At 62.6% G+C, this 24,898-nt stretch carries 24 protein-coding genes; 8 read left to right on the top strand and 16 right to left on the bottom strand.

Going from position 1 to position 24,898, the window contains the following annotated elements:
- Positions 1-10 precede the first annotated feature (10 nt).
- The 4 genes from ACMYR2_RS02090 to ACMYR2_RS02105 are packed head-to-tail and all read left to right on the top strand — an operon-like array spanning position 11 to position 5,845.
- The gene (locus tag ACMYR2_RS02090) at positions 11-1,909 is read left to right on the top strand and encodes an extracellular solute-binding protein (RefSeq protein WP_347264873.1); all 1,899 of its coding nucleotides are present in this window, start codon (positions 11-13) and stop codon (positions 1,907-1,909) included.
- Between the two features lie 2 nt (positions 1,910-1,911).
- Entirely contained in the window at positions 1,912-3,021 is a 1,110-nt protein-coding gene (locus ACMYR2_RS02095; RefSeq protein ID WP_347264872.1) for a microcin C ABC transporter permease YejB, read from the top strand.
- A 5-nt stretch (positions 3,022-3,026) separates the two neighbouring features.
- Positions 3,027-4,199, top strand: coding sequence for an ABC transporter permease (locus ACMYR2_RS02100; RefSeq protein WP_416194144.1), 1,173 nt, complete (start codon positions 3,027-3,029; stop codon positions 4,197-4,199).
- Between the two features lie 8 nt (positions 4,200-4,207).
- The gene (locus ACMYR2_RS02105) at positions 4,208-5,845 is read left to right on the top strand and encodes an ABC transporter ATP-binding protein (RefSeq protein WP_347263363.1); all 1,638 of its coding nucleotides are present in this window, start codon (positions 4,208-4,210) and stop codon (positions 5,843-5,845) included.
- Positions 5,846-6,012: 167 nt separating this feature from the next.
- Here ACMYR2_RS02105 and ACMYR2_RS02110 read toward each other — a convergent pair whose 3' ends face one another.
- Together ACMYR2_RS02110 and ACMYR2_RS02115 are read right to left on the bottom strand one after the other, a co-directional pair.
- Positions 6,013-6,858, bottom strand: coding sequence for a C40 family peptidase (locus ACMYR2_RS02110; protein ID WP_347263364.1), 846 nt, complete (start codon positions 6,856-6,858; stop codon positions 6,013-6,015).
- Positions 6,851-8,233: a leucyl aminopeptidase family protein gene (locus ACMYR2_RS02115; RefSeq protein ID WP_347263365.1), complete on the bottom strand. Its 1,383-nt coding sequence runs from the start codon at positions 8,231-8,233 to the stop codon at positions 6,851-6,853. Before ACMYR2_RS02115 ends, ACMYR2_RS02110 begins: the two co-directional genes overlap by 8 nt.
- A gap of 146 nt (positions 8,234-8,379) precedes the next feature.
- Between ACMYR2_RS02115 and ACMYR2_RS02120 the strand changes: the two genes are divergently transcribed.
- Complete coding sequence (locus ACMYR2_RS02120) at positions 8,380-9,213, top strand: tetratricopeptide repeat protein (RefSeq protein WP_416193604.1); 834 nt, start codon at positions 8,380-8,382, stop codon at positions 9,211-9,213.
- 258 nt (positions 9,214-9,471) lie between these two features.
- Here ACMYR2_RS02120 and ACMYR2_RS02125 read toward each other — a convergent pair whose 3' ends face one another.
- The 10 genes from ACMYR2_RS02125 to ACMYR2_RS02170 all read right to left on the bottom strand — a co-directional run bounded on the left by ACMYR2_RS02125 (position 9,472) and on the right by ACMYR2_RS02170 (position 18,709).
- A complete protein-coding gene (locus ACMYR2_RS02125; RefSeq protein WP_347263367.1) occupies positions 9,472-10,449 on the bottom strand; it encodes a type II secretion system F family protein in 978 nt (325 codons plus the stop codon).
- A gap of 12 nt (positions 10,450-10,461) precedes the next feature.
- A complete protein-coding gene (locus ACMYR2_RS02130; RefSeq protein WP_347263368.1) occupies positions 10,462-11,436 on the bottom strand; it encodes a type II secretion system F family protein in 975 nt (324 codons plus the stop codon).
- Positions 11,437-11,448: 12 nt separating this feature from the next.
- The gene (locus tag ACMYR2_RS02135) at positions 11,449-12,915 is read right to left on the bottom strand and encodes a CpaF family protein (protein WP_416193605.1); all 1,467 of its coding nucleotides are present in this window, start codon (positions 12,913-12,915) and stop codon (positions 11,449-11,451) included.
- Between the two features lie 322 nt (positions 12,916-13,237).
- On the bottom strand, positions 13,238-14,503 hold the full coding sequence (locus tag ACMYR2_RS02140) for an AAA family ATPase (RefSeq protein ID WP_347263370.1): 1,266 nt from the start codon (positions 14,501-14,503) through the stop codon (positions 13,238-13,240).
- Positions 14,500-15,237 (bottom strand): CpaD family pilus assembly protein, encoded by a 738-nt coding sequence (locus ACMYR2_RS02145; RefSeq protein WP_416193606.1) that lies wholly within the window; start codon positions 15,235-15,237, stop codon positions 14,500-14,502. Before ACMYR2_RS02145 ends, ACMYR2_RS02140 begins: the two co-directional genes overlap by 4 nt.
- A 20-nt stretch (positions 15,238-15,257) precedes the next feature.
- On the bottom strand, positions 15,258-16,736 hold the full coding sequence (locus tag ACMYR2_RS02150; protein ID WP_347263372.1) for a type II and III secretion system protein family protein: 1,479 nt from the start codon (positions 16,734-16,736) through the stop codon (positions 15,258-15,260).
- Between the two features lie 15 nt (positions 16,737-16,751).
- Entirely contained in the window at positions 16,752-17,534 is a 783-nt protein-coding gene (cpaB, locus tag ACMYR2_RS02155; RefSeq protein WP_347263373.1) for a Flp pilus assembly protein CpaB, read from the bottom strand.
- Positions 17,535-17,658: 124 nt separating this feature from the next.
- Positions 17,659-18,183 (bottom strand): A24 family peptidase, encoded by a 525-nt coding sequence (locus ACMYR2_RS02160; RefSeq protein WP_347263374.1) that lies wholly within the window; start codon positions 18,181-18,183, stop codon positions 17,659-17,661.
- 89 nt (positions 18,184-18,272) lie between these two features.
- Positions 18,273-18,410 carry a hypothetical protein gene (locus ACMYR2_RS02165; protein ID WP_347263375.1) on the bottom strand — a complete coding sequence of 46 codons (138 nt, stop codon included), beginning with the start codon at positions 18,408-18,410 and terminating at the stop codon, positions 18,273-18,275.
- A gap of 131 nt (positions 18,411-18,541) precedes the next feature.
- On the bottom strand, positions 18,542-18,709 hold the full coding sequence (locus tag ACMYR2_RS02170) for a Flp family type IVb pilin (protein ID WP_416193607.1): 168 nt from the start codon (positions 18,707-18,709) through the stop codon (positions 18,542-18,544).
- A gap of 404 nt (positions 18,710-19,113) precedes the next feature.
- On the opposite strand from ACMYR2_RS02170, the gene ACMYR2_RS02175 reads away from it, so the two are divergent.
- From ACMYR2_RS02175 to ACMYR2_RS02185, 3 genes are all read left to right on the top strand, one after another.
- Positions 19,114-19,605, top strand: a complete 492-nt coding sequence (locus ACMYR2_RS02175) for a pilus assembly protein N-terminal domain-containing protein (RefSeq protein WP_347263377.1) — start codon at positions 19,114-19,116, stop codon at positions 19,603-19,605.
- Positions 19,606-19,787: 182 nt separating this feature from the next.
- Positions 19,788-20,348, top strand: a complete 561-nt coding sequence (locus ACMYR2_RS02180) for a TadE/TadG family type IV pilus assembly protein (RefSeq protein ID WP_416193608.1) — start codon at positions 19,788-19,790, stop codon at positions 20,346-20,348.
- A gap of 162 nt (positions 20,349-20,510) precedes the next feature.
- The gene (locus ACMYR2_RS02185) at positions 20,511-21,083 is read left to right on the top strand and encodes a TadE/TadG family type IV pilus assembly protein (protein WP_347263378.1); all 573 of its coding nucleotides are present in this window, start codon (positions 20,511-20,513) and stop codon (positions 21,081-21,083) included.
- A gap of 205 nt (positions 21,084-21,288) precedes the next feature.
- Here ACMYR2_RS02185 and ACMYR2_RS02190 read toward each other — a convergent pair whose 3' ends face one another.
- The 4 genes from ACMYR2_RS02190 to ACMYR2_RS02205 all read right to left on the bottom strand — a co-directional run bounded on the left by ACMYR2_RS02190 (position 21,289) and on the right by ACMYR2_RS02205 (position 24,893).
- Complete coding sequence (locus tag ACMYR2_RS02190; protein ID WP_002714433.1) at positions 21,289-21,501, bottom strand: cold-shock protein; 213 nt, start codon at positions 21,499-21,501, stop codon at positions 21,289-21,291.
- Between the two features lie 251 nt (positions 21,502-21,752).
- Positions 21,753-22,034 (bottom strand): translation initiation factor IF-1, encoded by a 282-nt coding sequence (infA, locus tag ACMYR2_RS02195; protein WP_011313644.1) that lies wholly within the window; start codon positions 22,032-22,034, stop codon positions 21,753-21,755.
- Positions 22,035-22,287: 253 nt separating this feature from the next.
- Positions 22,288-23,724, bottom strand: coding sequence for a DEAD/DEAH box helicase (locus ACMYR2_RS02200; RefSeq protein WP_347263379.1), 1,437 nt, complete (start codon positions 23,722-23,724; stop codon positions 22,288-22,290).
- Between the two features lie 401 nt (positions 23,725-24,125).
- Complete coding sequence (locus ACMYR2_RS02205; RefSeq protein WP_347263380.1) at positions 24,126-24,893, bottom strand: RNA pseudouridine synthase; 768 nt, start codon at positions 24,891-24,893, stop codon at positions 24,126-24,128.
- Positions 24,894-24,898: the final 5 nt, after the last annotated feature.

Genomic DNA, 24,898 nt, shown 5'->3' on the forward strand with positions numbered 1-24,898 from the left:
TTTCGTGAGGATAAGGCAGCCCAGCCGTCGGCAGGTGATCGGTCTCGGGGTCGGCGCGGCGGGCGCGGCATTGCTGCGACCGGTCGTCGCCGTGGCCGCGAACGGCGCGGCGACGGAGGCCCAAGGCAAATCACAAGGCGAATCTCATGGCATGTCGGCCTTCGGCGACCTGAAATATCCGGCTGACTTCCACCACTTCGATTACGTCAATCCCGATGCGCCGAAGGGTGGACTGTTCGCGACCATTCCGTCGAGCCGCGCTTTCAATCAATCATTCCAGACCTTCAACTCGCTCAACGCCTTCATCCTGAAGGGCGACGGCGCGCAGGGCATGGGGATGACGTTCACGTCGCTGATGGCGCGCGCCGGTGACGAGCCTGATGCGATGTATGGCCTGGCGGCGAAATCGGTGCGCATCTCGGCCGATGGCCTGACCTACCGCTTCACGATGCGGCCGGAGGCGCGGTTTCATGACGGGCAGAAACTGACCGCGCGCGATGCCGCTTTTTCCCTGATGATCCTGAAGACCAGGGGCCATCCGCTGATCACGCAGCAGGTGCGTGACATGGTGAAGGCGGAAGCACCTGATGATGCGACGCTCGTGGTTACCTTTGCGGCGAAGCGCGGTCGGGACGTGCCCTTGTTCGTCGCCAGCCTGCCGATCTTTTCGCAAGCCTATTACGCCGCGCGCCCGTTCGATGAATCGACGCTCGATGTTCCGCTCGGCAGCGGGCCGTACAAGGTCGGCCGCTTCGAGGCGAACCGCTTCATTGAGTTCGACCGCGTGAAGGACTGGTGGGGCGCGGACCTGCCGGTGTGCCGCGGCGCTTACAACTTCGACACAGTGCGATTCGATTTCTACCGCGACCGCGATGTGGCGTTCGAGGGCTTCACCGGCCGCAATTATCTGTACCGCGAGGAGTTCACCTCCCGCATCTGGAATACGCGCTATGATTTCCCGGCGATGACCGCCGGCCGCGTCAAGCGCGAGCAATTGCCGGACGAGACGCCGTCAGGCGCGCAGGGCTGGTTTATCAATACCCGGCGCGACAAGTTCAGGGATCCTCGCGTTCGCGAAGCGCTCGACTGCGCTTTCGATTTCGAGTGGACCAATAAGTCCATCATGTACGGCGCCTATGTGCGGACGGTATCGCCCTTCCAGAACTCCGATCTGATGGCGAGCGGCCCGCCGTCGCCGGAGGAAGTGGCGTTGCTGGAGCCGTTCCGCGGCAAGGTGCCGGACGAGGTGTTCGGAATGCCGTTCGTGCCGCCTGTCTCGGACGGCTCGGGACAGGATCGCACGCTGTTGCGCAGGGCCGCGCAACTGCTCGACGAGGCAGGCTTTCATATCAAGGACAGGAAGCGGATGACCCCGCGGGGCGAGGTCTTTCGCCTCGAATTCCTGCTCGACGAGCCGGCCTTCCAGGCTCATCACATGCCCTATATCAAGAATCTCCAGACCCTCGGCATCGACGCCACGCTGCGGCTCGTCGACCCGGTTCAGGCGCGGTCGCGGCGGGACGACTTCGATTTCGACATGATCATCGAGCGTTTTAGCTTCTCGACCATTCCCGGCGATTCGCTGCGCCCCTTCTTTGCGTCGCGCGCGGCGGCGACCAAGGGCTCGAACAACCTCGCGGGCATCGCCGATCCCGCGATCGACACGCTGATGGAGCACGTCATCGCCGCCGATACCCGCGCCAGGCTCGTGTTCGCGGCGCGCGCGCTGGATCGCGTGATTCGCGCCGGTCGCTATTGGGTGCCGCAATGGTATTCGAACGTGCACCGGCTGGCTTATTGGGATGTGTTCGGGCATCCGCCGGGCCTGCCGAAATATCTCGGCGTCATGGCGCCTGATATCTGGTGGTCGACGCAGGCCACACCGGCATCATCCGGGCAGGCGGGATAAGCATGAGCGCCTACATCGCCCGCCGCATTCTGCTGATGCTTCCCACATTGCTGGGCATTCTGTTCGTGTCGTTCGTCGTGGTGCAGTTCGCGCCCGGTGGTCCGGTCGAGCGGGTGATCGCGCAACTGAGCGGTTCGGATACCGGCGGAATGTCGCGGATTTCCGGCTCATCCGGCGGCGACTTCGGCGCGCGCGGTCAGGTCGGGGCGTCGTCCGACGCCGTCAATTCGAAGTACCGCGGCGCGCAGGGGCTTGATCCCGCTTTCATCAAGAGCCTTGAGCAGCAGTTCGGCTTCGACAAGCCGGCGCATGAACGCTTTCTGCTGATGGTGTGGAACTTCGCCCGCTTCGATTTCGGCAAGAGCTATTTCCGTGACACCACCGTGATCGAGCTGATCAAGGAGAAGCTGCCGGTCTCGATGTCGCTGGGCATCTGGATGACGCTGCTGACTTATCTGATCTCGATTCCGCTTGGCATTCGCAAAGCCGTCAAGGACGGCTCGCAGTTCGACACCTGGACTTCGGGAGTCATCATCGTCGGTTTCGCAATTCCGGGATTTCTGTTCGCGATCCTTCTCATCATCCTGTTCGCGGGCGGATCGTTCTTCAGCATTTTCCCGTTGCGCGGCTTGACGTCGGACGGCTGGAACGAGTTTCCATGGTACTGGAAGATCATCGATTATTTCTGGCACCTCACGCTGCCCCTGATCTCGATGGCGCTCGGCGCCTTCGCCACCATGACGTTGCTGACCAAGAACTCGTTCCTTGACGAGATCCGCAAGCAGTATGTGATGACCGCGCGCGCCAAGGGCTGCAGCGAGCGGCAGGTGCTCTACAATCACGTCTTCCGCAACGCCATGCTGATCGTCATCGCCGGATTTCCCGGCGCGTTCGTTCATGCCTTCTTTTCCGGATCGCTGTTGATCGAAACCATCTTCTCGCTCGACGGGCTTGGCCTGCTCGGGTTCGAGAGCGTGCTCAATCGCGACTATCCGGTTGTGTTCGGCACGCTCTATATCTTCTCGCTGGTCGGGCTGGTGGTGAACCTGATCTCCGATCTGACCTACATGTGGATCGATCCGCGAATCGACTTCGAGGCGCGGGAGGTCTGATGGCCATGACTTCGACAAAGCCCGTCGAAGCCGGGGTAACATCGCCGCTCGGCGAGGCGGCGCCGCCGTCGCGCCATCCGCTTGGCATGTCGCCGCTCAATCGCCGCCGCTGGCAGAATTTCAAAGCAAACCGGCGTGGCTACTGGTCGCTCTGGATATTCCTGATTCTGTTCGTCGTCTCGTTGTTCGCCGAACTGATCGCCAACGATCGCCCGTTTCTGATCAGGTTCGATGGCCACCTTTATTTTCCGGCGTTTGTGACCTATCCGGAAACCGCGTTCGGGGGCGATTTCGAAACCGCCGCCGATTATCGCGATCCCTATCTTCAGAAGCTGATCGCGGACAAGGGCGGCACCATCGTCTGGCCGCTCATTCGCTATTCCTACGATACCCATAACCTCGACCTGCCGACGCCGGCACCCTCCAAACCGACGTGGTTGCTGACCGAAGCCGAATGCAAGGACGTGGTGCAGCGAAAGAACGTCAGAGGTTGCCGGGATCTCGAATATAACTGGCTCGGGACCGACGATCAGGGCCGCGACGTGGTGGCGCGGCTGATCTATGGATTCCGGATTTCGGTCCTGTTCGGACTGTGCCTGACCATCGTTTCGTCGGTGATCGGAATCGCGGCGGGCGGCGTGCAGGGCTATTTCGGCGGCTGGGTCGATCTCGGCTTCCAGCGCTTCATCGAGGTCTGGACCGCGATTCCCTCGCTCTATCTGCTCCTGATCCTCTCGTCGATCCTGGTGCCGGGTTTCTTCGTGCTGCTCGGCATCCTGCTGCTGTTCTCGTGGGTGTCGCTGGTCGGTCTGGTGCGCGCCGAATTCCTGCGTGGACGCAACTTCGAATACATTACCGCGGCGCGGGCGCTCGGCGTGTCGAATGCGACCATCATGTTCCGCCATCTTCTGCCGAACGCCATGGTCGCGACCATGACGTTCCTGCCGTTCATCGTGTCGTCGTCGGTGATGACCCTGACCGCGCTCGATTTTCTTGGCTTCGGATTGCCGCCGGGCTCGCCCTCGCTCGGCGAAATGCTGGCGCAGGGGAAAGCCAACGTGCAGGCGCCATGGCTTGGTTTCACCGGGTTTTTCTCGCTCGCGATCATGCTGTCGCTTCTGATCTTCATCGGTGAAGCCGTGCGTGACGCCTTCGACCCTCGCAAGACGTTCAGGTAAGGCACCGGATGGACGCCATCGATCAGCCGCTGCTCGAGGTTCGCGACCTGTCCGTTGTATTTCATCATGGCGGCGGATCGACGACGGCTGTCGATCGCATTTCATTCGACATCAAACGTGGGGAGTGCGTGGCTCTCGTCGGCGAGTCCGGCTCTGGAAAATCCGTCAGCGCGCTCTCCGTCCTCAAGCTGCTGCCCTATCCGGCCGCGTCGCATCCTGGCGGCAACATCCGTTTCAACGGACGCGAACTGCTCGGCCTGTCCGAGCGCGAGATCAGGAGCATCCGCGGCAACGACATCTCGATCATCTTCCAGGAGCCGATGACCTCGCTCAACCCGCTGCACACCATCGAGGCGCAGATCGGCGAGATCTTGCTGCTGCACGGGGGTGCGCGCGGCGCGGCGGCGCGGAAGCGGACGCTGGAGCTGCTCACGCAGGTCGGCATTCCCGAGCCGGAAACCCGTCTTGCCAGCTATCCGCATCAACTGTCCGGCGGCCAGCGCCAGCGCGTGATGATCGCGATGGCGCTCGCCAACGAGCCGGATCTTTTGATCGCGGACGAGCCGACCACCGCGCTCGACGTCACCGTGCAGGCGCAGATCCTGGCGCTGCTGGCGGATATCCGCGCCCGGCTCGGCATGAGCCTGCTGTTCATCACCCACGACCTCGGCATCGTCCGCCGCATCGCCGATCGCGTCTGCGTCATGAATGGCGGCAAGATCGTCGAGCAGGGGCCGGTCGAGCAGGTTTTCGAGTCGCCGCAACATCCCTACACGCGTGAACTGCTCGCCGCGGAGCCGAAACCGGATCCCGCGCCGCCGCGGCCCGACGCGCCGGTCGTGATCGCAACCGACAATCTCAAGGTCTGGTTTCCGATCCGGCGTGGCCTGCTGCGCAAGACGGTCGGCCACGTCAAGGCGGTCGATGGCGTGACGCTCAGGGTTCGTCAGGGAGAAACGCTCGGCGTCGTCGGCGAATCCGGCTCCGGCAAGACCACGCTCGGACTCGCACTGCTCCGCCTGATCTCCTCTGACGGTCCCATCGTGTTTCTGGGCAAGGACATCCAGGGTCTGCGGTTCAAGCAGATGCGGCCGTTCCGCCGCGACATGCAGATCGTGTTTCAGGACCCGTTCGGAGCCTTGAGCCCGCGCATGTCGGTCGGCGATATCGTGGCCGAAGGCTTGAGCGTGCATCAGGGTTCGCTCTCGGAGACCGAACGGGAGGCGCGGGTGGTGAAGGCGCTGACCGACGTCGGCCTCGATCCGGCGACGCGCTTCCGCTATCCGCACGAGTTCTCGGGCGGCCAGCGCCAGCGCATCAGCATCGCGCGCGCCGTGGTGCTGGAGCCGAATTTCGTCGTGCTGGACGAGCCGACCAGCGCGCTCGACATGCTGTTTCAGGCGCAGATGGTCGATCTCCTGCGTGAATTGCAGCGCAAGCGCGACCTGACCTACATGTTTATCTCGCACGACCTGCGCGTGGTCGCCTCTCTTGCCAGCCATCTTATCGTGATGCGCGAGGGCAAGGTGGTCGAGGAAGGGCCCGCGTCGGAGTTGTTCGGGAATCCGAAATCGGATTACACGCGCGCGCTGTTTGCCGCGGCATTCCGGCTGGAGACCGCGCCTGACGAGCCGGACGCGGAATGATTGGAGTTTTTGATTTGACGCGTTTTCTTCACGCGAACCGGATTCCACTTCGCTCGAAAACGCTTTAGAGCGGCGGCCGGTCAAATGGAATCAGCGCCGCCGCTCCAGTTAATTGATTGAGCATCGGATTTATCCCGAAACCGGTTCCCACTTTCGGGTCCGATGCTTTAGTCCAGCCGCTTCACGCAGGTGACGGCGCTGCCCGCGGATTCGATGCGGGCGACGGCGTCGTGAATGCCCTCGATCGCTGTCGCCATGTGATGAGCGTTGGCGTGGAGAAGCGTGGCCTCGTCCCGGACGACGGCGACGTGTCCTTTCCAGAACATCAGATCACCGCGCCGCGGCTGTTGCGCCTCCTGCGGAGACAGCGCGCGGCCCATGGCCGCTTCCTGCATGTCGCTGTCGCGCGGACATGCGATGCCGGATGCGTTGAGCGCCACCTGCACGAGGCCGGAGCAATCGATGCCGAGGCTGGTCTTGCCGCCCCACAGATACGGCGTTCCGACGAACATTTCGGCCACCGTGACGAAATCGGCGGCGGCATGATCGAGCGGGGCGAGATGGTTGGCGGGGATGTACAGACGATCATCAGTGACCGCGAAGCAGCCGTCGTGGCGCTGGACAGCGAGTCTTGCGCCGAGCGAGAACGTCGCCACCGGCGGCAGCTTGATCGACGGTCCGGGAAACGCAAACGTCCGCAAGGTGACGACCTTATGCGTCCGCGCCGCGCCGGGCCTGGCGAGCGCGCGGTCCGGGAGCCAGCCGACATAGCCGTCGCCGTTCAACTGGCCCCAGGCCCAGCCTTCGGCGCTGTGGTCGTAGATCGTGACCCGCTCGCCGCGCAGCGCCTGGGTCTGGAGCATCGCATCCGGCGCAGGCTCGCGCTGCAGGGGCGCCGCCGATTCGACGACTTCGTACTCCTCGCCGTCGGTGAAGCGCGCCGCATCGATCCGGCCTTCGAGATGGCGGGCGGCGACCTCGGGCCGGGCCGGTGTGAGTCGCGGATCATCCATAGCGTTCGCTCAGCAATCTGTAGATGGCGCGCGCGGCCTGGCATTCGCCGCCCTCGGGCCGCGCCGGTTTGGCTGACGGCGTCCAGCCGTAGATATCGACGTGAAGCCAGCTCGTTGCCGCCCCGACGAAACGTTGCAGGAACAGCGCGCATACGATCGAGCCCGCAAAGCCGCCGGATGGCGCATTGTTGATGTCGGCGACCTTGGAATCCAGCCAGGCATCGTAGGCCGGCCACAGCGGCATCCGCCACAACGGATCATTCTCGGTCTTCCCGCAGCGCGCGACATCGAGCGCAAGGTTTTCGTCGCTCGTATAGAACGGCGGCAAGTCCGGCCCGAGCGCCACGCGGGCCGCGCCGGTGAGTGTTCCGACATCGATCAGCAACTCCGGCGCTTCTTCGTCGGCCAAGGCGAGCGCGTCGGCGAGCACCAGCCGGCCCTCGGCGTCGGTGTTGCCGATCTCCACGCTCAAGCCCTTGCGCGACGGAAAGATGTCGAGCGGCCGGAAGGCGTTGCCGGCCACAGAGTTCTCGACCGCCGGGATCAGCACGCGCAATCGCACTTTCAGCTTCGCGTCCATCACCATGAGCGCCAGAGCCAGCACGTTGGCCGCGCCGCCCATGTCCTTCTTCATGATCTGCATGCCGCTGGCCGTTTTGAGATCGACTCCGCCGGTGTCGAAGCAGACGCCTTTGCCGACCAGCGTGACCTTCGGATGGGTGGGGTCACCCCAGGTGAAATCGATCAGGCGTGGCGCGCGCGGCGACGCCATGCCGACCGCATGGATCAGCGGAAAATTCCGCTGCCTCAGATCGTCGCCGACGACGCAGTTGAATTCCGCATCGAAACGCTGCGCGAGATCCTGGGCGGCAGCCGCAAGCTCCTCCGGTCCCATGCCGTTGGCGGGCGTATTGATCAGGTCGCGGGCGAGCGTCGCCGCTTCGGCCGTTCGCGAGATGGCCGCGATGTCGATGCCATCGGGCGGCACCAGCCGCGCCTTGGGCGCATCGGCCTTGCGGTAGCGATCGAAGCGGTAGCTGCCGAGCGCGAAGGCCAGCGCCGCGAGATGCATATCGAGCGCCGCGCCGGCGAAGCGGAAGGCGCCCGGCGGCAACAGTCCCGGCAGCTTGCCCACGAGAAAGGGATCGCGTGTCTGGTCCGGTTTCTCGCCAAGTCCGAAGAGGATGCAGGAGATGTCGCCGTTCGCTTCGGGTAGCGCGAGATACTGTCCGGACTTGGCCTGAAAGCCGTTCGCCTCGGCAAACCGGCGGGCGGAATCATCAAGGCTGGCGCCGTCGGCCTCCCAGGCCGCCCTGGACAGCAGGATGATCGGAATAGCCTTCTCGGCCGGCGTGGTCGCAAACGCGGGATGCATGGTGGTTGATCTCGGTTCGAAGAGGGAGAGTTATAACAGGAAAGCGGCTGGCGCCGATCGCAGCGGTTAACCAGGCGTTAGGGTTAACAGTCTATTGCTGAGGCCGTCCATTTTCGATCAGCTGGCAGTTGCGAGTGAAAAGTACCATGCGTCGGCAGTCGTGTCTTGCAAGGCTTCTCGCATCCTCAACCGTAACCGCAATGCTGGCCATCGGACTTGGCGGTTGTCAAACCGCTGCTATGTCCGATGTCACGGGCTCGCTCGGCGCCAAGGCCGAGACAAAGTCCGAAAAGCATTCCGGAACCGATCCGCAACGCACCGTCGAAGTCTATGGCGAGCGATTTCGGGCTAATCCGAAGGATGCAGACGCGGCCCTGAAGTACGGACTGGCGTTGCGCGCGATCGGACAGCGCGCCCAGGCGGTCGCGGTGCTGGAACGCGCCGCGATCCTGAATCCGGGCAACAAGGCGGTGCTTGCGGGCTGGGGCCGGGCGTTGGCCGATAACGGTCAGTCGCAACAGGCTTTCGATGTGCTCAGCCGGGCGCATACACCGGCGAATCCGGATTGGCGGATTCTCTCGGTTCAGGGCACGACGCTCGACAAGCTCGGCCGTCACGAAGATGCGCGCCGCTATTACGCGAGCGCGCTCAGAATCATGCCTGACGAGCCCTCGGTGCTCTCCAATCTCGGCATGTCCTACGTCCTGACCAGGGAACTGCCGAAGGCGGAGGAGACTTTGCGTCGCGCTCACGACGGCGCTCCCGTGGATAGCCGGATCCGGCAGAATCTGGCGCTGGCGGTGGGGTTGCAGGGCAGGTTCGATGAGGCAGAGAATATCGTGAAGGCCGACCTGCCGGTCGATGAAGCGGCGGCGAACGTGGCTTACCTGAAGCAGATGCTCGGGCGCGGCGCCAACGCGCGGGTCGGTGCGGCTGACAACGTCAGGCAGAGCTCCCGCCGATCAAGGTCGGAAAGCTGATCCGCGGTCGGACCGGCTGATCTCCTAGAGTCTGGTTCAACTGCGTTGAACCAGACTCTCACCTTAACTTTTGATCGAGCATGATCTTATCCGAAAACCGGTTTCCAACTTTTCGGGATCATGCTCTATAGCGTTTTCGAGCGAAGTGGATACCGGTTCGCGTGAAGAAAACGCGGCAAATCAAGATCTGTGAACCTCGCTTCTGATTCCATCAGAAGCGAGAAGGCTCTTAGGTAAGCCGCCGGCCTGTAAAACCCCTCAGTGCATTTGTGCTGCGATCTTGATGCCGGTCGGCCCAAGAATGACCACGAAAAGCACGGGCAGGAAGAACACGATCATCGGGACTGTCAGCTTCGGCGGCAAGGCGGCTGCCTTCTTCTCGGCCTCGGTCATCCGCATGTCGCGATTTTCCTGCGCCATCACGCGAAGGCTTTGCGCGAGCGGAGTGCCATATCGTTCTGACTGCTGAAGCGCGAGGCACACTGATTTCACCCCTTCCACGCCGGTGCGGTTCGCCAGATTTTCATAGGCGACCTTGCGGTCCTGAAGGTAGGACAGCTCCGCCGTGGTCAGCGTGAGCTCCTCGGCCAGCGCGACCGACTGGTTGCCGATCTCCGTACTGACCTTGCGGAACGCGACTTCGATGGACATGCCGGATTCAAGGCAGATCAGCAGCAAATCGAGCGCGTCCGGAAAAGCCCGCTTGATCGAGAGCTGGCGCTTTGTGATGGCGTTCTGCAGAAACAGCATCGGCGCCTGCATGCCGAAGAACGTGGCGCCGATGCAGATGCCGAACTTGACGGTTGAGGACTGCTGCGTGTGCGACAGCAGAAAAACATAGGCGATCGCTCCGATCAGCATCACGATCGGGGTGACCATGCGGAAGAACAGGAAGGTGACGTAAGGAGCCTGACCGCGATACCCCGCCATCACGAGCTTCTCGCGGGCGGCTTCCTGCGCCACCCATTTCCCGAGATTGAGATCCTCCACGATCTTCGAGATGAACTGCTTCGGCGCCTGACGAAGAGAGACCTTCTCGGTTCTCGCGAGCCGTTCGCGCTCGCGCTGCCGGATGCGCTCGCGCTCGCTGGCGACGGCCTTCATCCGCTTGGTAAGGCCATCCGTCGCAAAGAACGGCGTGATCAGCGTGTAGACGGTCGCGCTGGCGGCGATGGCGGCAAGGACCATCGTCATGAACTGCGGGTCGTGGAATTTTTCGATCAGGATGTCGAGCATGCCGCTGCACCGTCAGAAGTCGAAGTTGATCATTTTCTTCATCACGAGGATGCCGGCCGACATCCACAGCGCGGAGCCGGCCAGCATCAGCCGGCCGGTCGGATGGGTCCACAGCAGCGCGATGTAATCCGGAGTGGATAGATAGACCAGCAGCATGACGATCGGCGGCAGCGAGCCGATGATGGCGGCCGACGCCTTGGCTTCCATCGATACCGCCTTGATCTTCTCGGCCATCTTCTTGCGGTCCCGCAGCACCTTGGACAGGTTGCCGAGAGCTTCCGAAAGGTTGCCGCCGGATTTCTGCTGGATCGCGATCACGATGCCGAAAAAATTCGCTTCGGGAACCGGCATTCGCTCGTACAGCCGCGAACAGGCCTCACCGAGCGGCATGCCGATGGCCTGGGTCTCGATGATCGCCGCGAATTCGCTTTTCAACGGCTCCGGCGAATCGGCCGCGACAACCTTCAGCGACTCGAACAGCGGCAGGCCGGCCTTGATGCCGCGCACGATCACGTCCACCGCATCGGGGAGCGCGCGCAGGAACGCGGTCTCCCGGCGTTTCTTGAGGAACCCGAGCAGCCAGCGCGGCACACCGAAGCCAGCCGCGAAGGCCAGGCCTGCCGCCGCAACCGGCCCGGCTCCCAGAACCATCGGAACGGCAAAGCAGGTCATGGCGAGAACGCCGGACACGATCAGAAATTTCTCCTTCGACCACGACAGGCCCGCCTGTGCGATGCGGTTGTTGAGGGTAACGTTTCTGTCGCGTTTCTGGCGTTGCTCGATTTCCCGCAGCGATTCCTCGATCTGTTCGCGGCGCGAGCGTTGAGCCCGGTCGACCTGCCGGATGGCCGGAGATGTCCGCGCCAGCGCGGCCCGGCGCTTCTCCGCTTTCATCTCGCCCGACAACATCGGATACAGGAAAACCCATGCGACGCCGCCCACCGCGGTCGCAGCCATGAATGCCAGGGCCAGGGTTTGCAAGTTCATGAGCGCGCGTCCTCAGATATCGACCTTGACTTCCGCCGCATCGAGCGCGGCGGCGAGCCGCTTCTCCTCGCCATAGTACCGCGCGCGTTCCCAGAACCGCGGCCGGCCGATTCCCGTCGAACGGTGCCGGCCGATCACGTTGCCGTCGGCATCCTCCCCGAGCAGATCGTAGACGAAGATATCCTGGGTGATGATGGTGTCGCCCTCCATCCCCATCAGCTCGGTAATGTGCGTGATGCGGCGCGAGCCGTCGCGCAGGCGCGCGGCCTGGATGATGATGTCGATCGAGGCGCAGATCATCTCGCGGATGGTTCGCGAAGGCAGCGCGAAGCCGCCCATCGTGATCATCGACTCGCAACGCGATAGCGCTTCGCGCGGATTATTCGCGTGTAGCGTGCCCATCGAACCGTCATGGCCGGTATTCATGGCCTGCAGCAGGTCGAATGCCTCCGGTCCGCGAACCTCGCCGACGATGATGCGCTCGGGGCGCATGCGCAGGCAGTTGCGGACCAGATCGCGCATCGTTATCTGGCCTTCGCCCTCGATGTTGGGGGGACGGGTTTCGAGCCGGACGACGTGCGGTTGCTGCAACTGAAGCTCGGCCGCGTCCTCGCAGGTGATGACGCGCTCGTCGTGGTCGATATAGTTGGTGATGCAGTTCAGCAGCGTGGTCTTGCCGGAGCCGGTGCCGCCCGAGATCAGCACATTGGCGCGGCATCGGCCGATGATCTGAAGGATCGTGCCGCCTTCGGGGGTGATGGCTCCGAACCTGACCAGTTGATCGAGGGTCAGCTTGTCCTTCTTGAACTTGCGGATCGTCAGCGCGGGCCCGTCGATCGCGAGCGGCGGGACGATGGCGTTGACGCGGGATCCGTCGGCGAGACGCGCGTCGCATATCGGCGAGGATTCATCGACCCGCCGTCCGACCTGGCTGACGATCCGCTGGCAGATGTTCAGCAGTTGCTGATTGTCGCGAAAGCGGATTCCGGTTCGCTGGATCTTTCCCGCGACTTCGATGAAGACCGTGCCGGCCCCGTTGACCATGATATCAGCGATATCGTCGCGGGACAGCAGCGGTTCGAGCGGTCCATACCCGAGAACGTCGTTGCAGATGTCGTCGAGCAGTTCTTCCTGCTCGGCGATTGACATCACGATGTTCTTGATCGCGATGATCTCGTTGACGATGTCGCGAATTTCCTCGCGCGCGGATTCGCCGTCGAGCTTGGCGAGCTGGGCGAGGTCGATAGCCTCGATCAGCGCGCCGAAAATGGTCGCCTTGACCTGGTAGTAGGTGTCGGACCTGCGGGCATCGACGGCCGGCGCCTGGGGCGCCGGGCGCGGCGGCGCGAGCGGTGGCGAGGCGATCTTGGGCGAAGCGATGTCCGCGGAAGCTCGCGTATTCGAGATTGGCGGCGCGACCTCCGTCAGGCTCGCCAGCTTCCGGACGTTGTCCTCTGGTCCGCTACGCTTGCCAAACACGATTTACTCCACGCACTAGAGCATTTTCCGGCGAAGTGGATACCGGTTCGCCGCAAGAAAATGCGACCAGACAATAACTTTCAGAGCATGGTCCGATTCAATTTGATCGGATCATGCTCTAGAGCCTCGCTTCTGATGGAATCAGAAGTGAGGCTCTCAGATCTTGATTCAACGCGCTTTCTTCACGCGAACCGGTGCCCGCTTCGCTCGAAAACGCTATAGGGTCTGTTTCAACTGCGTTGAATCAGACTCGTCGCTTATCTCTTTTTGAGCATGATCTTTTCCGAAAACCGGTTTTCACTTTTCGGGATCATGCTCTGACTTATCTCGCCCGCAGCTTCTCGATGAACGGCGGCAGGAACGATTTTCTCGGTTTCTTTGCCTCACCGCGCCCGGTCAGGCGCTGGGCGATCTGCAGGAACATCTCGGTGGCACGGTGGTTCGGCGCGATCTCCGCGATCATCTGGCCGTTGTTCGCGGCCGACCCGAACATGTGGGGATCGAACGGGATGCTGACGACCGGCTGGCTTTCGATGGCCTTGGCGAATTCGCCGCCGCCGATCTCCGGGCGCTTCGGAACGCCGACCTGGTTGAGGCAATAGAGCGGAGGCCGGTCGTTCGGCCGCGCCGCCTTGAGCAGGTCGAACAGGTTCTTTGTATTGCGGAGGTTCGCAAGGTCGGGCGTCGCCACGATGAGGATGTCGTCCGCTCCGATCAGGGCCCGCCTGGTCCAGCCCGACCATTGATGCGGAATATCGAGCACGATGCAAGGCATCGTCGCCCGCAGCGTATCGAGCGTCGAGTCGAATGCCTCGGTGCCGAAGTCATAGACGCGCTCCAGCGTCGCCGGGGCGGCGAGCAGGCTCAGGTGATCGGTGCATTTCGACAACAGGCGATCGACGAACGCGGTGTCGATACGGTCGGGTGAGAAGACGGCGTCGGCAATTCCTTGCGGCGGATCCTGATTGAAGTCCAGCCCGGCGGTGCCGAATGCGAGGTCGAGGTCGGCGACGACGGAATCGAGCGCCAGGTCGCGCGCAATCGCCCAGGCGACATTATGGGCGATCGTCGAGGCGCCGACGCCGCCCTTGGCGCCGGCGATTGCGATGATCCGGCCGACTGCTTTCGCTTCCGGCGCCGAAAACAGGCCACAAACCGAACGGACGATGTCGATGGGGGCGGCTGGCGCCATGAGATAATCGCTGACGCCGCGCTTGACCAGTTCGCGATACAGCGTCACGTCGTTGACGCGGCCGATCACGATGACGCGCGTACCGGCGTCGCACACGGTCGCAAGGTGGTCGAGCGCCGCCAGGATGTCGCCGTGCTCTTCGGTTTCGAGAATGATGACGTTCGGCGTCGGCGCCGACCGATAGGCTTCCACCGCGGCGGTCATGCCGCCCATCTGGATCTTGAGGTGAGCCTTGGCCAGCCTGCGGTCTTCGCCGGCGGCTTGAACGGCCGTGGCTGTTTCCATCGTCTCGCAGAAGGCCTGCACCGAGACACGCGGCGCCGGCGCGATATGATCCTCCGCCCTCGGCGAAGGGGAGGTGGTCGAATCTGCGTCGTTGCGGGCGTAACTGATCATTTGCCTGTGTCGCTGAGTTTGGCTTTCTCGGCTTCGGGATAATCCGTCGTGGTGGTCATCCCCTTGCGGTATTTCTCGAAGCTTTGGGTGCGGCGCGCCGTGTAGGCCGGAGTTTCGGGCCGCGGCTGGACGAGGTCGGACGGGTTGTCGATCATCGATGCAAGGTTGCGCTGAGTGGCGCACCCGAAATTCCAGTAAGGCTTGTTGTCGAGATAGCCCCTGTTCTTGACCGAGGGACCGATATCGTCCGGCCAGACGCCGCACGGGCCTGCCACGGCGGCGATGCGCGGATAGGTCAGGCGAATGGTTGCGAACAGGCGTGGATCGGCGGGATGGTAGTGGCGGACGATGATTCCTCGCGGCGGCACGCCGGCGGCGGCCAACAGCGAGCGTACTTCCCTGAAGGAATCTGCCGCCGCGCGGGCATTGCCGGTGCCTGTCGGCACCTCTGCGACAATGGCGCCGGTCCCCTCGCGAAGCCAAACGCTCGCAAGCCCGACCACATCCGCGCGCTGCGGAGCCGTCAGGCCGCCTCGTGTATTCCCGATGAAGATATTGACGGTCCGGTCCGCTTCCTGGATCGCGATGGGATGCCGCAAGCGATAATCGTCCGGAATGCTGGCGGTGGTGTCCACCCGATCCGTATGAGTGCAGGCGCCCAGCGCGGCGGAGAGGCCGGCGGCCAGAACGGCGAGGCGAAGGCTGCGGCGGGCGGCGGAATCTGCGGATGTCATCGTTTCGTTCCTTGCCCGCCTCAGTCGGTGATAAAGCCGTAGGTGCCGCGATAGTGGCGCGCCGGCTCGGCACGACCCGGAGCGCCGTAGATGCGGTTGAGGCTGCCGAGGAGATCGGATTGCGGGTCGGATGCATCGGCGAAGCCGTCATCGGGCCGCGACAGGTCCTTTTGCGCGACAGCGCGCACCACATAAGGAGTCACAAGGACCATCAGTTCGGTCTGCCCGTTAACGTAGTCACGGCTGCGGAACAGTGCGCCAAGGACCGGCACCTGGGCGATGCCCGGCAATCCGTTGATGACCTGCTTGGTCTGCTGATGGATCAGGCCCGCCATGGCCATTGAGCCGCCGGACGGAATCTCCAGCGTCGTTTCCGCGCGCCGGGTTCTTATCGAGGGCACGGTGAGCGAGTTGCCGACTGACTGGTTCAGCGTCATCGAGTTCTCGTTCGACAACTCCGAAACCTCGGTCATCACACGCAGGCTGATCCGGCCTTCGGTCAGCACCACCGGCGTGAAATTCAGCGAGATGCCGAACTTCTTGAATCTGATCTGCGTCAGGCAGACCCGGGTGGCGGGATCGCAAGAAAAGCCGGCCGGAATGGGAAACTCGCCGCCCGAGATGAACGTCGCCGACTCGCCCGATATCGCGGTGAGGTTCGGTTCGGCGAGCGTCCGGATCACGCCGGCGCTTTCCATCGCCCGAAGGGTCGCGGTGACCGCGGGCACCGGGGAGCCGCCCACCATCGTCGAGCCGAATGAGGCGGCCGCGCTGTTGTTCGTCAGCGGCCGGCCGAGAGCGGTGAACGGATTTGCATTGGTGAAGTTCACGACCGCGGTGCCGTAGTTCATGCTGGCGCTGAGATCGATGCCCATCTGCTTGATGATGGTGCGGGCGACCTCGGCCACGGTGACCTTGAGCATGACCTGGTCGCGGCCTCGCACCGCGATGTTGTTGACGACCTTTTGCGGGCCATCGGCGAGGCGCGCGGCGAGATCGCCGGCCTGTTGCGCCTCGATCGGGTTCGATACCCATCCGGAGAGCATGACGCCGTCGCCCAGGCCATCGACCTTGATGGCGGCGTTCGGCAGCAGTTGCTTGAGCGCGGTGCGCAAGCCGTTCAGGTCGCGCGTCACCGCGATATCGTAGGCCGAAATCTGCTGGCCGCTGCTGTCAAAGAATATGATGTTGGTTTGACCGACGGCCGCGCCGATGATGTAGGCGCGTTGCGCCGATCTCACCACGGCGTTCGCGATCTTCGGGTCGGCGACCAGAACATCCTTCACGTCGCGGGGCAGATCCACCACGACCGACTTGCCGATGCCGAGCGAAAGCGATTGCGCGTGCATGTTCGCGCCGGCGCTCGCAGCGGATGCGCGGTAATCGCTCGCGAACACCGGCGTCAGCGCCGGGTCCAGCGTGAAAGCGCCGATTGCCGCGAAGGCGAGCGATCGCGCCACAAAGGCCCGCACCGAGGTGGGTTTTGTCGTCCATTCCATGGCGGGCGTCCTCGATTACCTCTGTACGCTGGTCTGGGTCGGAACGCCGTAACGGACGATATTGATGCTGTCGCGCCTCCGATCATCGATGTCGCCTTCCGGGGCATTGGCGTCGGCGAGGCTGCGCAGCGCGAGCGACAGCGTTCCCATCTGGCGCGACCGCGCCAGCGTTTCCGCCTGCTCCGGTTTCAGTTCGAGCGTCGCGGTCCGGCCGACCACGACCTTTAGCCCGTTCTTCTCCTCGATGGTCTGGTCGATCGCGAGAACGCGCACGTTGCCGAGAACGGTCTCCGAGTTGACGGAATCTCCGCTGGCGTGATCGGCGTTTTTCTCCCGTTTCGAGAGGATCACGTCGACGCGGTCATTGGGAAGAATGAAGCCGCCGGCTCCGGTTTCAGGCGAAATCTCGGTGGAGATCGCGCGCATGCCCGTTGGCAGGATCGCGGCCATGAAGCCGGATCCATTTGCGCTGACGAGCTTGGGTTCGCGAATGGGTTCTCCGGCGATGAAGGGCGAGCGGACGATCCACCCCGCGAGCTGGGTGGTGGCGTCCGGACGCTGGTCGCGGCGAATGAAGCTGCTGCTGGCGCTGTCCGCGGGCCAGGCCTGCCATGCCACGTCGTTCGCGGTGACCGCCTGGCCGAGCGGAATGTCGGACTTCGCAACCAGGACGTCGACGGTCGGGAGTTGGACGGTCTGAGCGGGCGCGGGGGCTTTGTCGGATCCGCTCGCGAGGTAGGCGGCGAGGCCGCCGGCGCCGACTGCGATGGTCAGGACGACGATGCGTGCGGTGTTCATGCGCTGATTGTCCACGTTACGGCGCGGCGCTTGCGTCGCCGTCACGTGAGTTGAACATTTATTCGTCAAAGCATGGTTAATGAGGCGTATCTAAATCGCGTTAACGAGCTGTTGTTGCGCGCGATCAGTGAATGGCGAAGCGCGTCAGATCGACGGCTCGCACCCAGTCGGTCTCCGGGTAGATCAGCAGCGCCGCGAAGGCGAGCGCGATGCCATAGGGGATGCCGGTGTTCTTACCGTGCAGCCGGAGTAGCCAGTCCTGACTGTAAAGCGACGCCGGCAAAGGCCATTGCCGGAACTGGAGCAGCAATAGCGTCAAGGCTCCGCCGAACAGGGAGGCATAGACGAGGTACTCCAGCGTGTGCCCGAAGCCGAACCAGAGAGCGGCCGCCGCCGCCACCTTGGCGTCGCCGCCGCCGACCCAGCCCATCGCGAAACAAGAAAACGCCACGACGAGGACCGCAAGCCCCGCTCCCGCATGGGATAGCATGTCGTGAAGCCCCATGCCGCTCAGGGGAGCCAGCACGAGGAAGCCGGCTATCAAGAGCAGCGAGACCCGGTTCGAGATTGTCATGGTCAGCAGATCGCTCGCGGCCGCGAACGCCATCAGGGCGGGGAACAACAGCAATCGCGCGACATCGAGCGCCATGGAAATACCACTCCCGTTCCTTTGCGGCGTGATCCGTTATGGAGTCCGATCGTATGCGTTCGATGTGAACATTCTGGAAATGAGAAAGGTCATGGCCAAACGGCGATAATTCTGGCCGCGACGGCAATGACGGCGACGGTCAGCGCCATGCAGACGGTCTGGATCGCCCGTCTCGTGGCCTCATCGCGCGGCGGAAGATGCGTCTTGGGCATGGAAGGTCTGGACATGATCGTCACGGTCCGGTCAGCTCTTATGCACGAGCGGAAGGGAAGCAGAAGTAGAAAAGGTCCCGGCATGCCGGGACCTTTTTGATCAGACAGCGAAACGGAAGACTTTCGCTTGGCTGTCCGCTCGTTCGCTACTTCTTGAGCTTGCCTTCGACCTCAACGAATTTGGCGTTCAGCGAATCTCCGAGCGTGTTGACCGCGGTGATGATCGCGACGGCAATGCCAGCGGCGATCAGGCCGTATTCGATCGCGGTCGCACCGGATTCATCCTTCAGGAAGCGCGAAAAAATGTTCTTCATAACTGGCTCCATGTGTTCACGTGGCTGTCGAACTTCACTTGGTCCTAACGGCGTTCTCGAGCACCGTGACCATGGCCTTACCGTAAGCGATGAGAATTGCAGCGCAGTTAATTCGATTGCAGAAACACGGCCATAACCGGCCGTGCGTGCGGCACGGTGAATTTATATTTAAGGGAGATTTATAAAAATGCGTTCTATTCAGACGCCGCGTTTCGGCGCTTCGCGTTTTCGCAGTGGCGGCTTCTGCAGATCATCCGCTCGTTAGGAAATGAAGGGCCGGTCGCACTTTCCTCCGGGCGCGCGTTTGCGGTTCATTCATCAATTAACGGCAGATTTCATGTCGGGGCCGGAGATCTGGTATCGCCTTTTTCGACCCTCTGCGTTTCCGGTATAGAGTATAGAGTATGTGGTCCAAATTCCTGCGCGGTCGTTCGCGTGCCCCGGTCATCGGCATGTCGTTAGCAGCGGCGATTCTGCTCGGTGCGGCGACGGCTCCGGCGGAGGTGATCAGTGAGCCGATCTCGGTCAATGTCGATCAGGCCAAGCTGGTCAGGCTGCCCGGACCGATCGCGACGATCGTGGTAGGAAATCCGCTGATTGCCGACGTCACCCTGCAGCCTGGCGGCCTCGTTGTCGTGACGGGTAAGGGGTATGGTGCAACCAACATGATTGCGATGGACCGCGCCGGGAGCATCATGGTGGATCGCGTCATTCAGGTCGAGGGGCCAAGCGATCAGGTGGTGACCGTCTATCGCGGCCTGGAGCGTGAATCATATAGCTGCATGCCGATCTGCCAGAAGCGGGTTACCCTCGGGGACAGCGCCGCTTACTTCAAGGCGACGATGGACCAGGCGAGCAATCTGAGTTCGCAGGCCGGCGGCGGCTCCGCAAGATAAGACGCTGGTCGGCGACGGGTAACCCGGCTTCCCAGGCGCCGCGCCTGCTTCTCGGCCCGGAATTGGTTAGTATCCGGTATACGCCCACGGGCGTTTTGCTCCTATTGGGCGAAACACTTCCACAATCAGTTTCGGTTAGTCCTTGACGGTAGATAAATCCCGCCGTGTGCAAGGATTTCCCGATGTCGTTGCTTCCCCACTTCAAGGCCACAGCAAGGATGGCCGCTCGTTTTCACGGCCATAGCAGCGGGTCCGCGGCGGTGGAATTTGCGCTCGTCGCGCCGATGTTCTTCGCGCTGCTGTTCGCCATCATCGAAACAGGGCTGGTGTTCTTTGCCAGCCAGAGTCTTGAGACCGCCTTGCAGGACTCGGCGCGCACGATCATGACCGGCGAGGCGCAGATCACCAATCTGACGAAACAGAGCTTCAAGGCCAACATCGTTTGCGCCAACGTCAATGTTCTGTTCGACTGCGAGAACGGAATCTATATCGATGTCCAAAGCTATCCCTCCGGTTTTGGAAGCGTGAGGATCTCCGATCCGATCCTGGGAGGAAGCTTCGTCGACAACACCCAGTACAATCCGGGCGGTCCGGGAGATATCGTTATCGTCCGGCTGTTCTATCAGTGGCCGCTGTTTGTCACCGGGCTCGGTTACAATATCGCCAACCTGAGCGGCAGCAAACGGCTGCTGTCGGCGACAGCCGCCTTCAAGAACGAGCCCTATCCGGCTCCATCATCCTGATGATGGGCATGCAGGAAACGGCAGCGTATGCGAGTTGAGAGTGTGAAACCGATGCGGGGCGTGTGCTTGAGCGAAGTGGATGCCGGTTCGCGCGAAGAATGCGCTTCAAGGCGAAAATCCGGAGCCTCGTTCCGATTCGATCGGTGGTCTTGCCTCAAACGCATGGCGGCAGCGCTGCGGCGGGACACGCGCGGCATGGCGGCGACCGAGTTCGCGATGATCGTGCCGCTGATGCTGGTGATGCTGTTTGGGACCATCGAGGTGTCGTCAGGCGTTGCGGTCGATCGCAAGATCACGCTTGTCGCGCGGACGTTGTCCGATCTGACATCGCAGTCCAAGGTGGTGAACGATGCCGACGTGACGAATTTTCTGGCCGCCAGCTACGGCATCATGTGGCCCTATTCCTCGGCGCCCGTCCAGGCGACGATCTCGGAGTTGTATATCGACCCCGCGACATCGGTGGCGCGGGTGCAATGGAGCAAGGGCAAGGCGCCACGAGGCGCGGGGTCGACCGTCAGCATTCCCTCGGGACTTATCGGGCGGGATTCGTCAGGCAGGGTGCTTCCCAACCAATACCTGATCTTCAGCGAGGTCAGCTATATCTATGAGCCGGTGCTCGGCTACGTCATGTCGAAGGCCGGCATCAGGCTGAGCGATACCGCCTTTACCCGGCCGCGGCAGTCGGCATGCGTGTTTTTTGGCAACCCCAGCAGCATCATTTGTCCGACGACCTGACACGGACAGATCATCGTTGCTGTACAGGATCACGGATATGCTTCGCTGAAAAAAACTCTGGCGGGGAGGGGATGCCGGCGAGCGCCACCGCCTCCAATCTATCTCGGCCCGTTCGTAACTCGTCGCAAACTGAAAAGGCCGCGCTGAGGGCGCGGCCTTTTCTTCTGATGTGATCTTTTCGTTACCAACAGGACGCTGGCGCTGCCTATCCAGCCGCTCGGAGATTGTCGGCTGAAGATTTTCCAGAACGGCGATCAGCAACGATCTCGTAGCTGATCTTCTGTCCTTCACGCAGCGTTCCGAGTCCGGCCCGCTCAACCGCGCTGATGTGAACGAACACGTCGTTGCCGCCATCGTCAGGTTGAATGAAGCCGTAGCCCTTGGTTGCGTTAAACCACTTCACGGTTCCCATGCTCACGGGTAGTCCCTTTATCAAGTACGTATGTCGAAGCTCGCTTTTGGCGAACTGGTGAGATCGGATTTTTGGAAGGGTCGTCAGCGTCTGAACCGGCTGTACCGGTGGTAGCTAATGTCGTCCGGCCGAAAATCGCTACTCCAATATTATTCGAAGGCAGGCTCCAAAACAATCCTGACGTGCAGGATTTTTTAAGGGGTAGGTTTGACCGGGCTTTGGCCCCGCAGGGCGCAAGGTCTCTCCCACGCCGACGGCTACCTGCGGCGAAACTGACCCCCGCGCGGCGGTCCGCTGCGCGGCGGTCCGCCGGGACGCTCGTCCTTATGCCGGAAGATCAGGCGGCCTTTCTCCAGGTCGTAAGGGGACATCTCGATGGTCACGCGGTCGCCCGCCAGCGTCTTGATCCGATTCTTCTTCATCTTGCCGGCGGTATAGGCAACGATCTCGTGCCCGGCATCGAGCTGCACCCGATACCGGGCGTCGGGGAGGATTTCGGTGACCAGTCCTTCGAACTGGATCAGTTCTTCTTTCGCCATAAGGTTCTCCGGATCGAGTGGCGGTTCACTGAATTACGATGAAGGTGGATCGAAGCGATCCAGAATCATGAGCGTGATGGATTTCAAATTTTGAGAAGCGGGAGACCGGCGAAAAACCGCCACGTTCACGCCTGTTCTGCTCGTCCAATACTAGCATCCGCGTTCGTCGGACAGGAGTCCTGCGGATGATCTCTGGATCCGGCCCTCGCTTGCCGCCCTGTTGCAAGTGGATAGCAAACGTCACATTCACCCGCTAGCGCTGAGGCGGCCGGTTGGATTTCGCGCGGGCTGGATGGCTTTTGCGGTGCAGGAACGCAACCCCCTGCATTCCCTCGGCCTTGTTTCCCGACGATGAACGGGATGGTTCTTGCCGGCCGGCTTCCGTCCGGCGGCTGGCTTGCGGCGTCCCTTTGCCACGGCGATTGCGACGGCGTGGGTTTTTCGCGCCGGGAGCGGCGGCTTCCGCTCTGGTCGCATGACCATGGGGAGCCGGGCGTCCGCTGCTACGCTGCGGTTGAGCCGGCGCTGCCTCGCGCTGCCCCGGCGTCCGGCGGTCTTCCCTTGGAAGAACCACGCGGATCAGCTTCTCGATATCACGGAGATAGGCCATCTCTTCCGCTCCGGCGACCAGCGAGATCGCCGCGCCATCGGTGCCAGCGCGCGCGGTGCGGCCGATACGGTGGACGTAGGTTTCCGGGACATTCGGGAGGTCGAAATTGACCACGTGGCTGATCCCGTCGACGTCGATGCCTCGCGCCGCGATGTCGGTCGCAACCAGCGTCCGGATCTCGCCGGCCCGAAACTCCGCCAGAACCCGCTCGCGGTGGTTCTGCGACTTGTTGCCGTGGATCGCGTTGGATTTGATGCCGGCCTTGGCGAGGCTTTTCACGACCTTGTCGGCGCCATGCTTGGTCCGCGTGAAGATCAGCGCCCGGTTGACCGGTTCCTGCTTCAGAAGCTGGGCCAGGAACGCGGCCTTGCCGGCATGGTCGACCTGAATGATGCGTTGGGCGATGCGGTCCACGGTCGAGGAGACCGGGGTGACCGCGACGCGGGCCGGATCGCGCAGCATCTGGTTGGCGAGTTCCGCGATATCCTTCGGCATGGTGGCCGAGAAAAACAGCGTCTGCCGCTTCACCGGCAGCTTGGCGACGACTTTGCGGATATCGTGGATAAAGCCCATGTCGAGCATGCGATCGGCTTCGTCCAGCACGAGAAATTCGACCTGACCGAGTTTCAGCCCGTTGCTTTGAACCAGATCGAGCAGGCGGCCCGGCGTGGCGACCATCACTTCGACGCCGTGCATGACGGCGCGGACCTGACGTCCCATCGGAACGCCGCCGATCGCGAGAGCCGAGGTCAGGCGCAGGTGCCGGCCGTAGGCGTTGAAGTTTTCGAGGATCTGGCCTGAAAGCTCGCGCGTCGGGCTGAGCACCAGAACCCGGCAGCTCTTGGGTTGCGGCTTGACGCGATTCTGGAGCAGCCGATGCAGGATCGGCAACGCGAAGGCTGCGGTCTTGCCGGTGCCGGTCTGGGCAATTCCGACAAGGTCGCGTCCGGTGAGGGCAATAGGAATGGTTTGAGCCTGGATGGGCGTGGGCGTCAGATAATTCTCTTCCGCGAGCGCACGTGAAATCGGATCGGCGAGGCCGAAATCCTGAAAGGAGGACAAAAGGTTGCTTCTTTCCATTATGCGACCGGGCGCCCGGCCACATCGGCCGGAGCGTGCCAGGGCGTCTGTGACACCCGCGTGTTTGGGGCGTCGATTGACTTTAGCTGAAAGGGCAAGCCAAAAACCGTTGACGGCTCAGAACACGCGGCTCGCGGTGACCTGACATCTCTCAAAGTCATGCTACCATATGAAGCAGGAACGCGGCGGATTCAAGGTGAATTGTCGTGACTCCGTACGCCGGGGGCTCCGCGTGGAGCCGTAGCCGACCCCTTGGCCGACCCTTTGCCCCTTCGGCCGGTCGTCCGCATCCCCTATAGCGTTTTCGAGCGAAGTGGAATCCGGTTCGCGTGAAGAAAACGCGTCCAATCAATATCATAGAGCTTCGCTTCTGATTCAATCAGAAGCGATAATGCCCTAGGCTACTCTGCGTTCCAGCCGCACGCCCTGAGCCGCGCGTGCAAATGCGCGGGCGCGGGCGCGGTGACCACGACGGGCGGCTTGTTCTTCGACAAGGGAACAGCGATTGCGCGCGCATGCAGATGCAGGCCCGGCTCGTCGGGGCGGGGGATGTATTGTTCGTTCCGCGAGCGGCGTAAACTGGCCTGCGTTCCGTAGATGTTGTCGCCGACGATCGGCCAGCCCATCGCCGCGCAATGGACGCGCAGTTGATGGGTGCGGCCGGTAAGCGGTTCCAGGGACAACCAGGTGAGCTGAACTCCTGCTTGCGCTGTGGAGGAGGCGTCAGCGGAATATCGCCCCAGCACTTTCCATTTCGTGGCCGACGGCAATCCGTTCGGATCCGGCTTCTGCCACCAGCCGCGTTCTTCGTTCATCCGCCCGAGCCGAATGTCGATGGTGCCCTCGTCATCAGTCGGGCCGCCTTCCACCACGGCCCAGTAGGTCTTTGAAATTTTGCCGTGCTTGAACAGCAGGCCGAGCGAGGCGGTCGCCTTGCGGTGTCGTCCGAGCACCAGGCAGCCCGAGGTGTCGCGGTCCAGCCGATGCGCCAGCACCGGCGGCCGCGGCAGGCCGAACCGCAGCGCGTCGAACGAGGCTTCGAGATTGGCGCCGCCCTTGGGGCCGCGATGGACGGCGATGCCCGCGGGCTTGTCGATCACCAGCATCAACCCGTCGCGGTGAAGGACGCGGGCCTGAATTTCTTCCGGCGTCGGCTGTGCCGTATCCATGGTTC

The organism is Nitrobacter sp. TKz-YC01, assembly GCF_047824785.1.
In the GTDB taxonomy this organism is placed as follows: domain Bacteria; phylum Pseudomonadota; class Alphaproteobacteria; order Rhizobiales; family Xanthobacteraceae; genus Nitrobacter.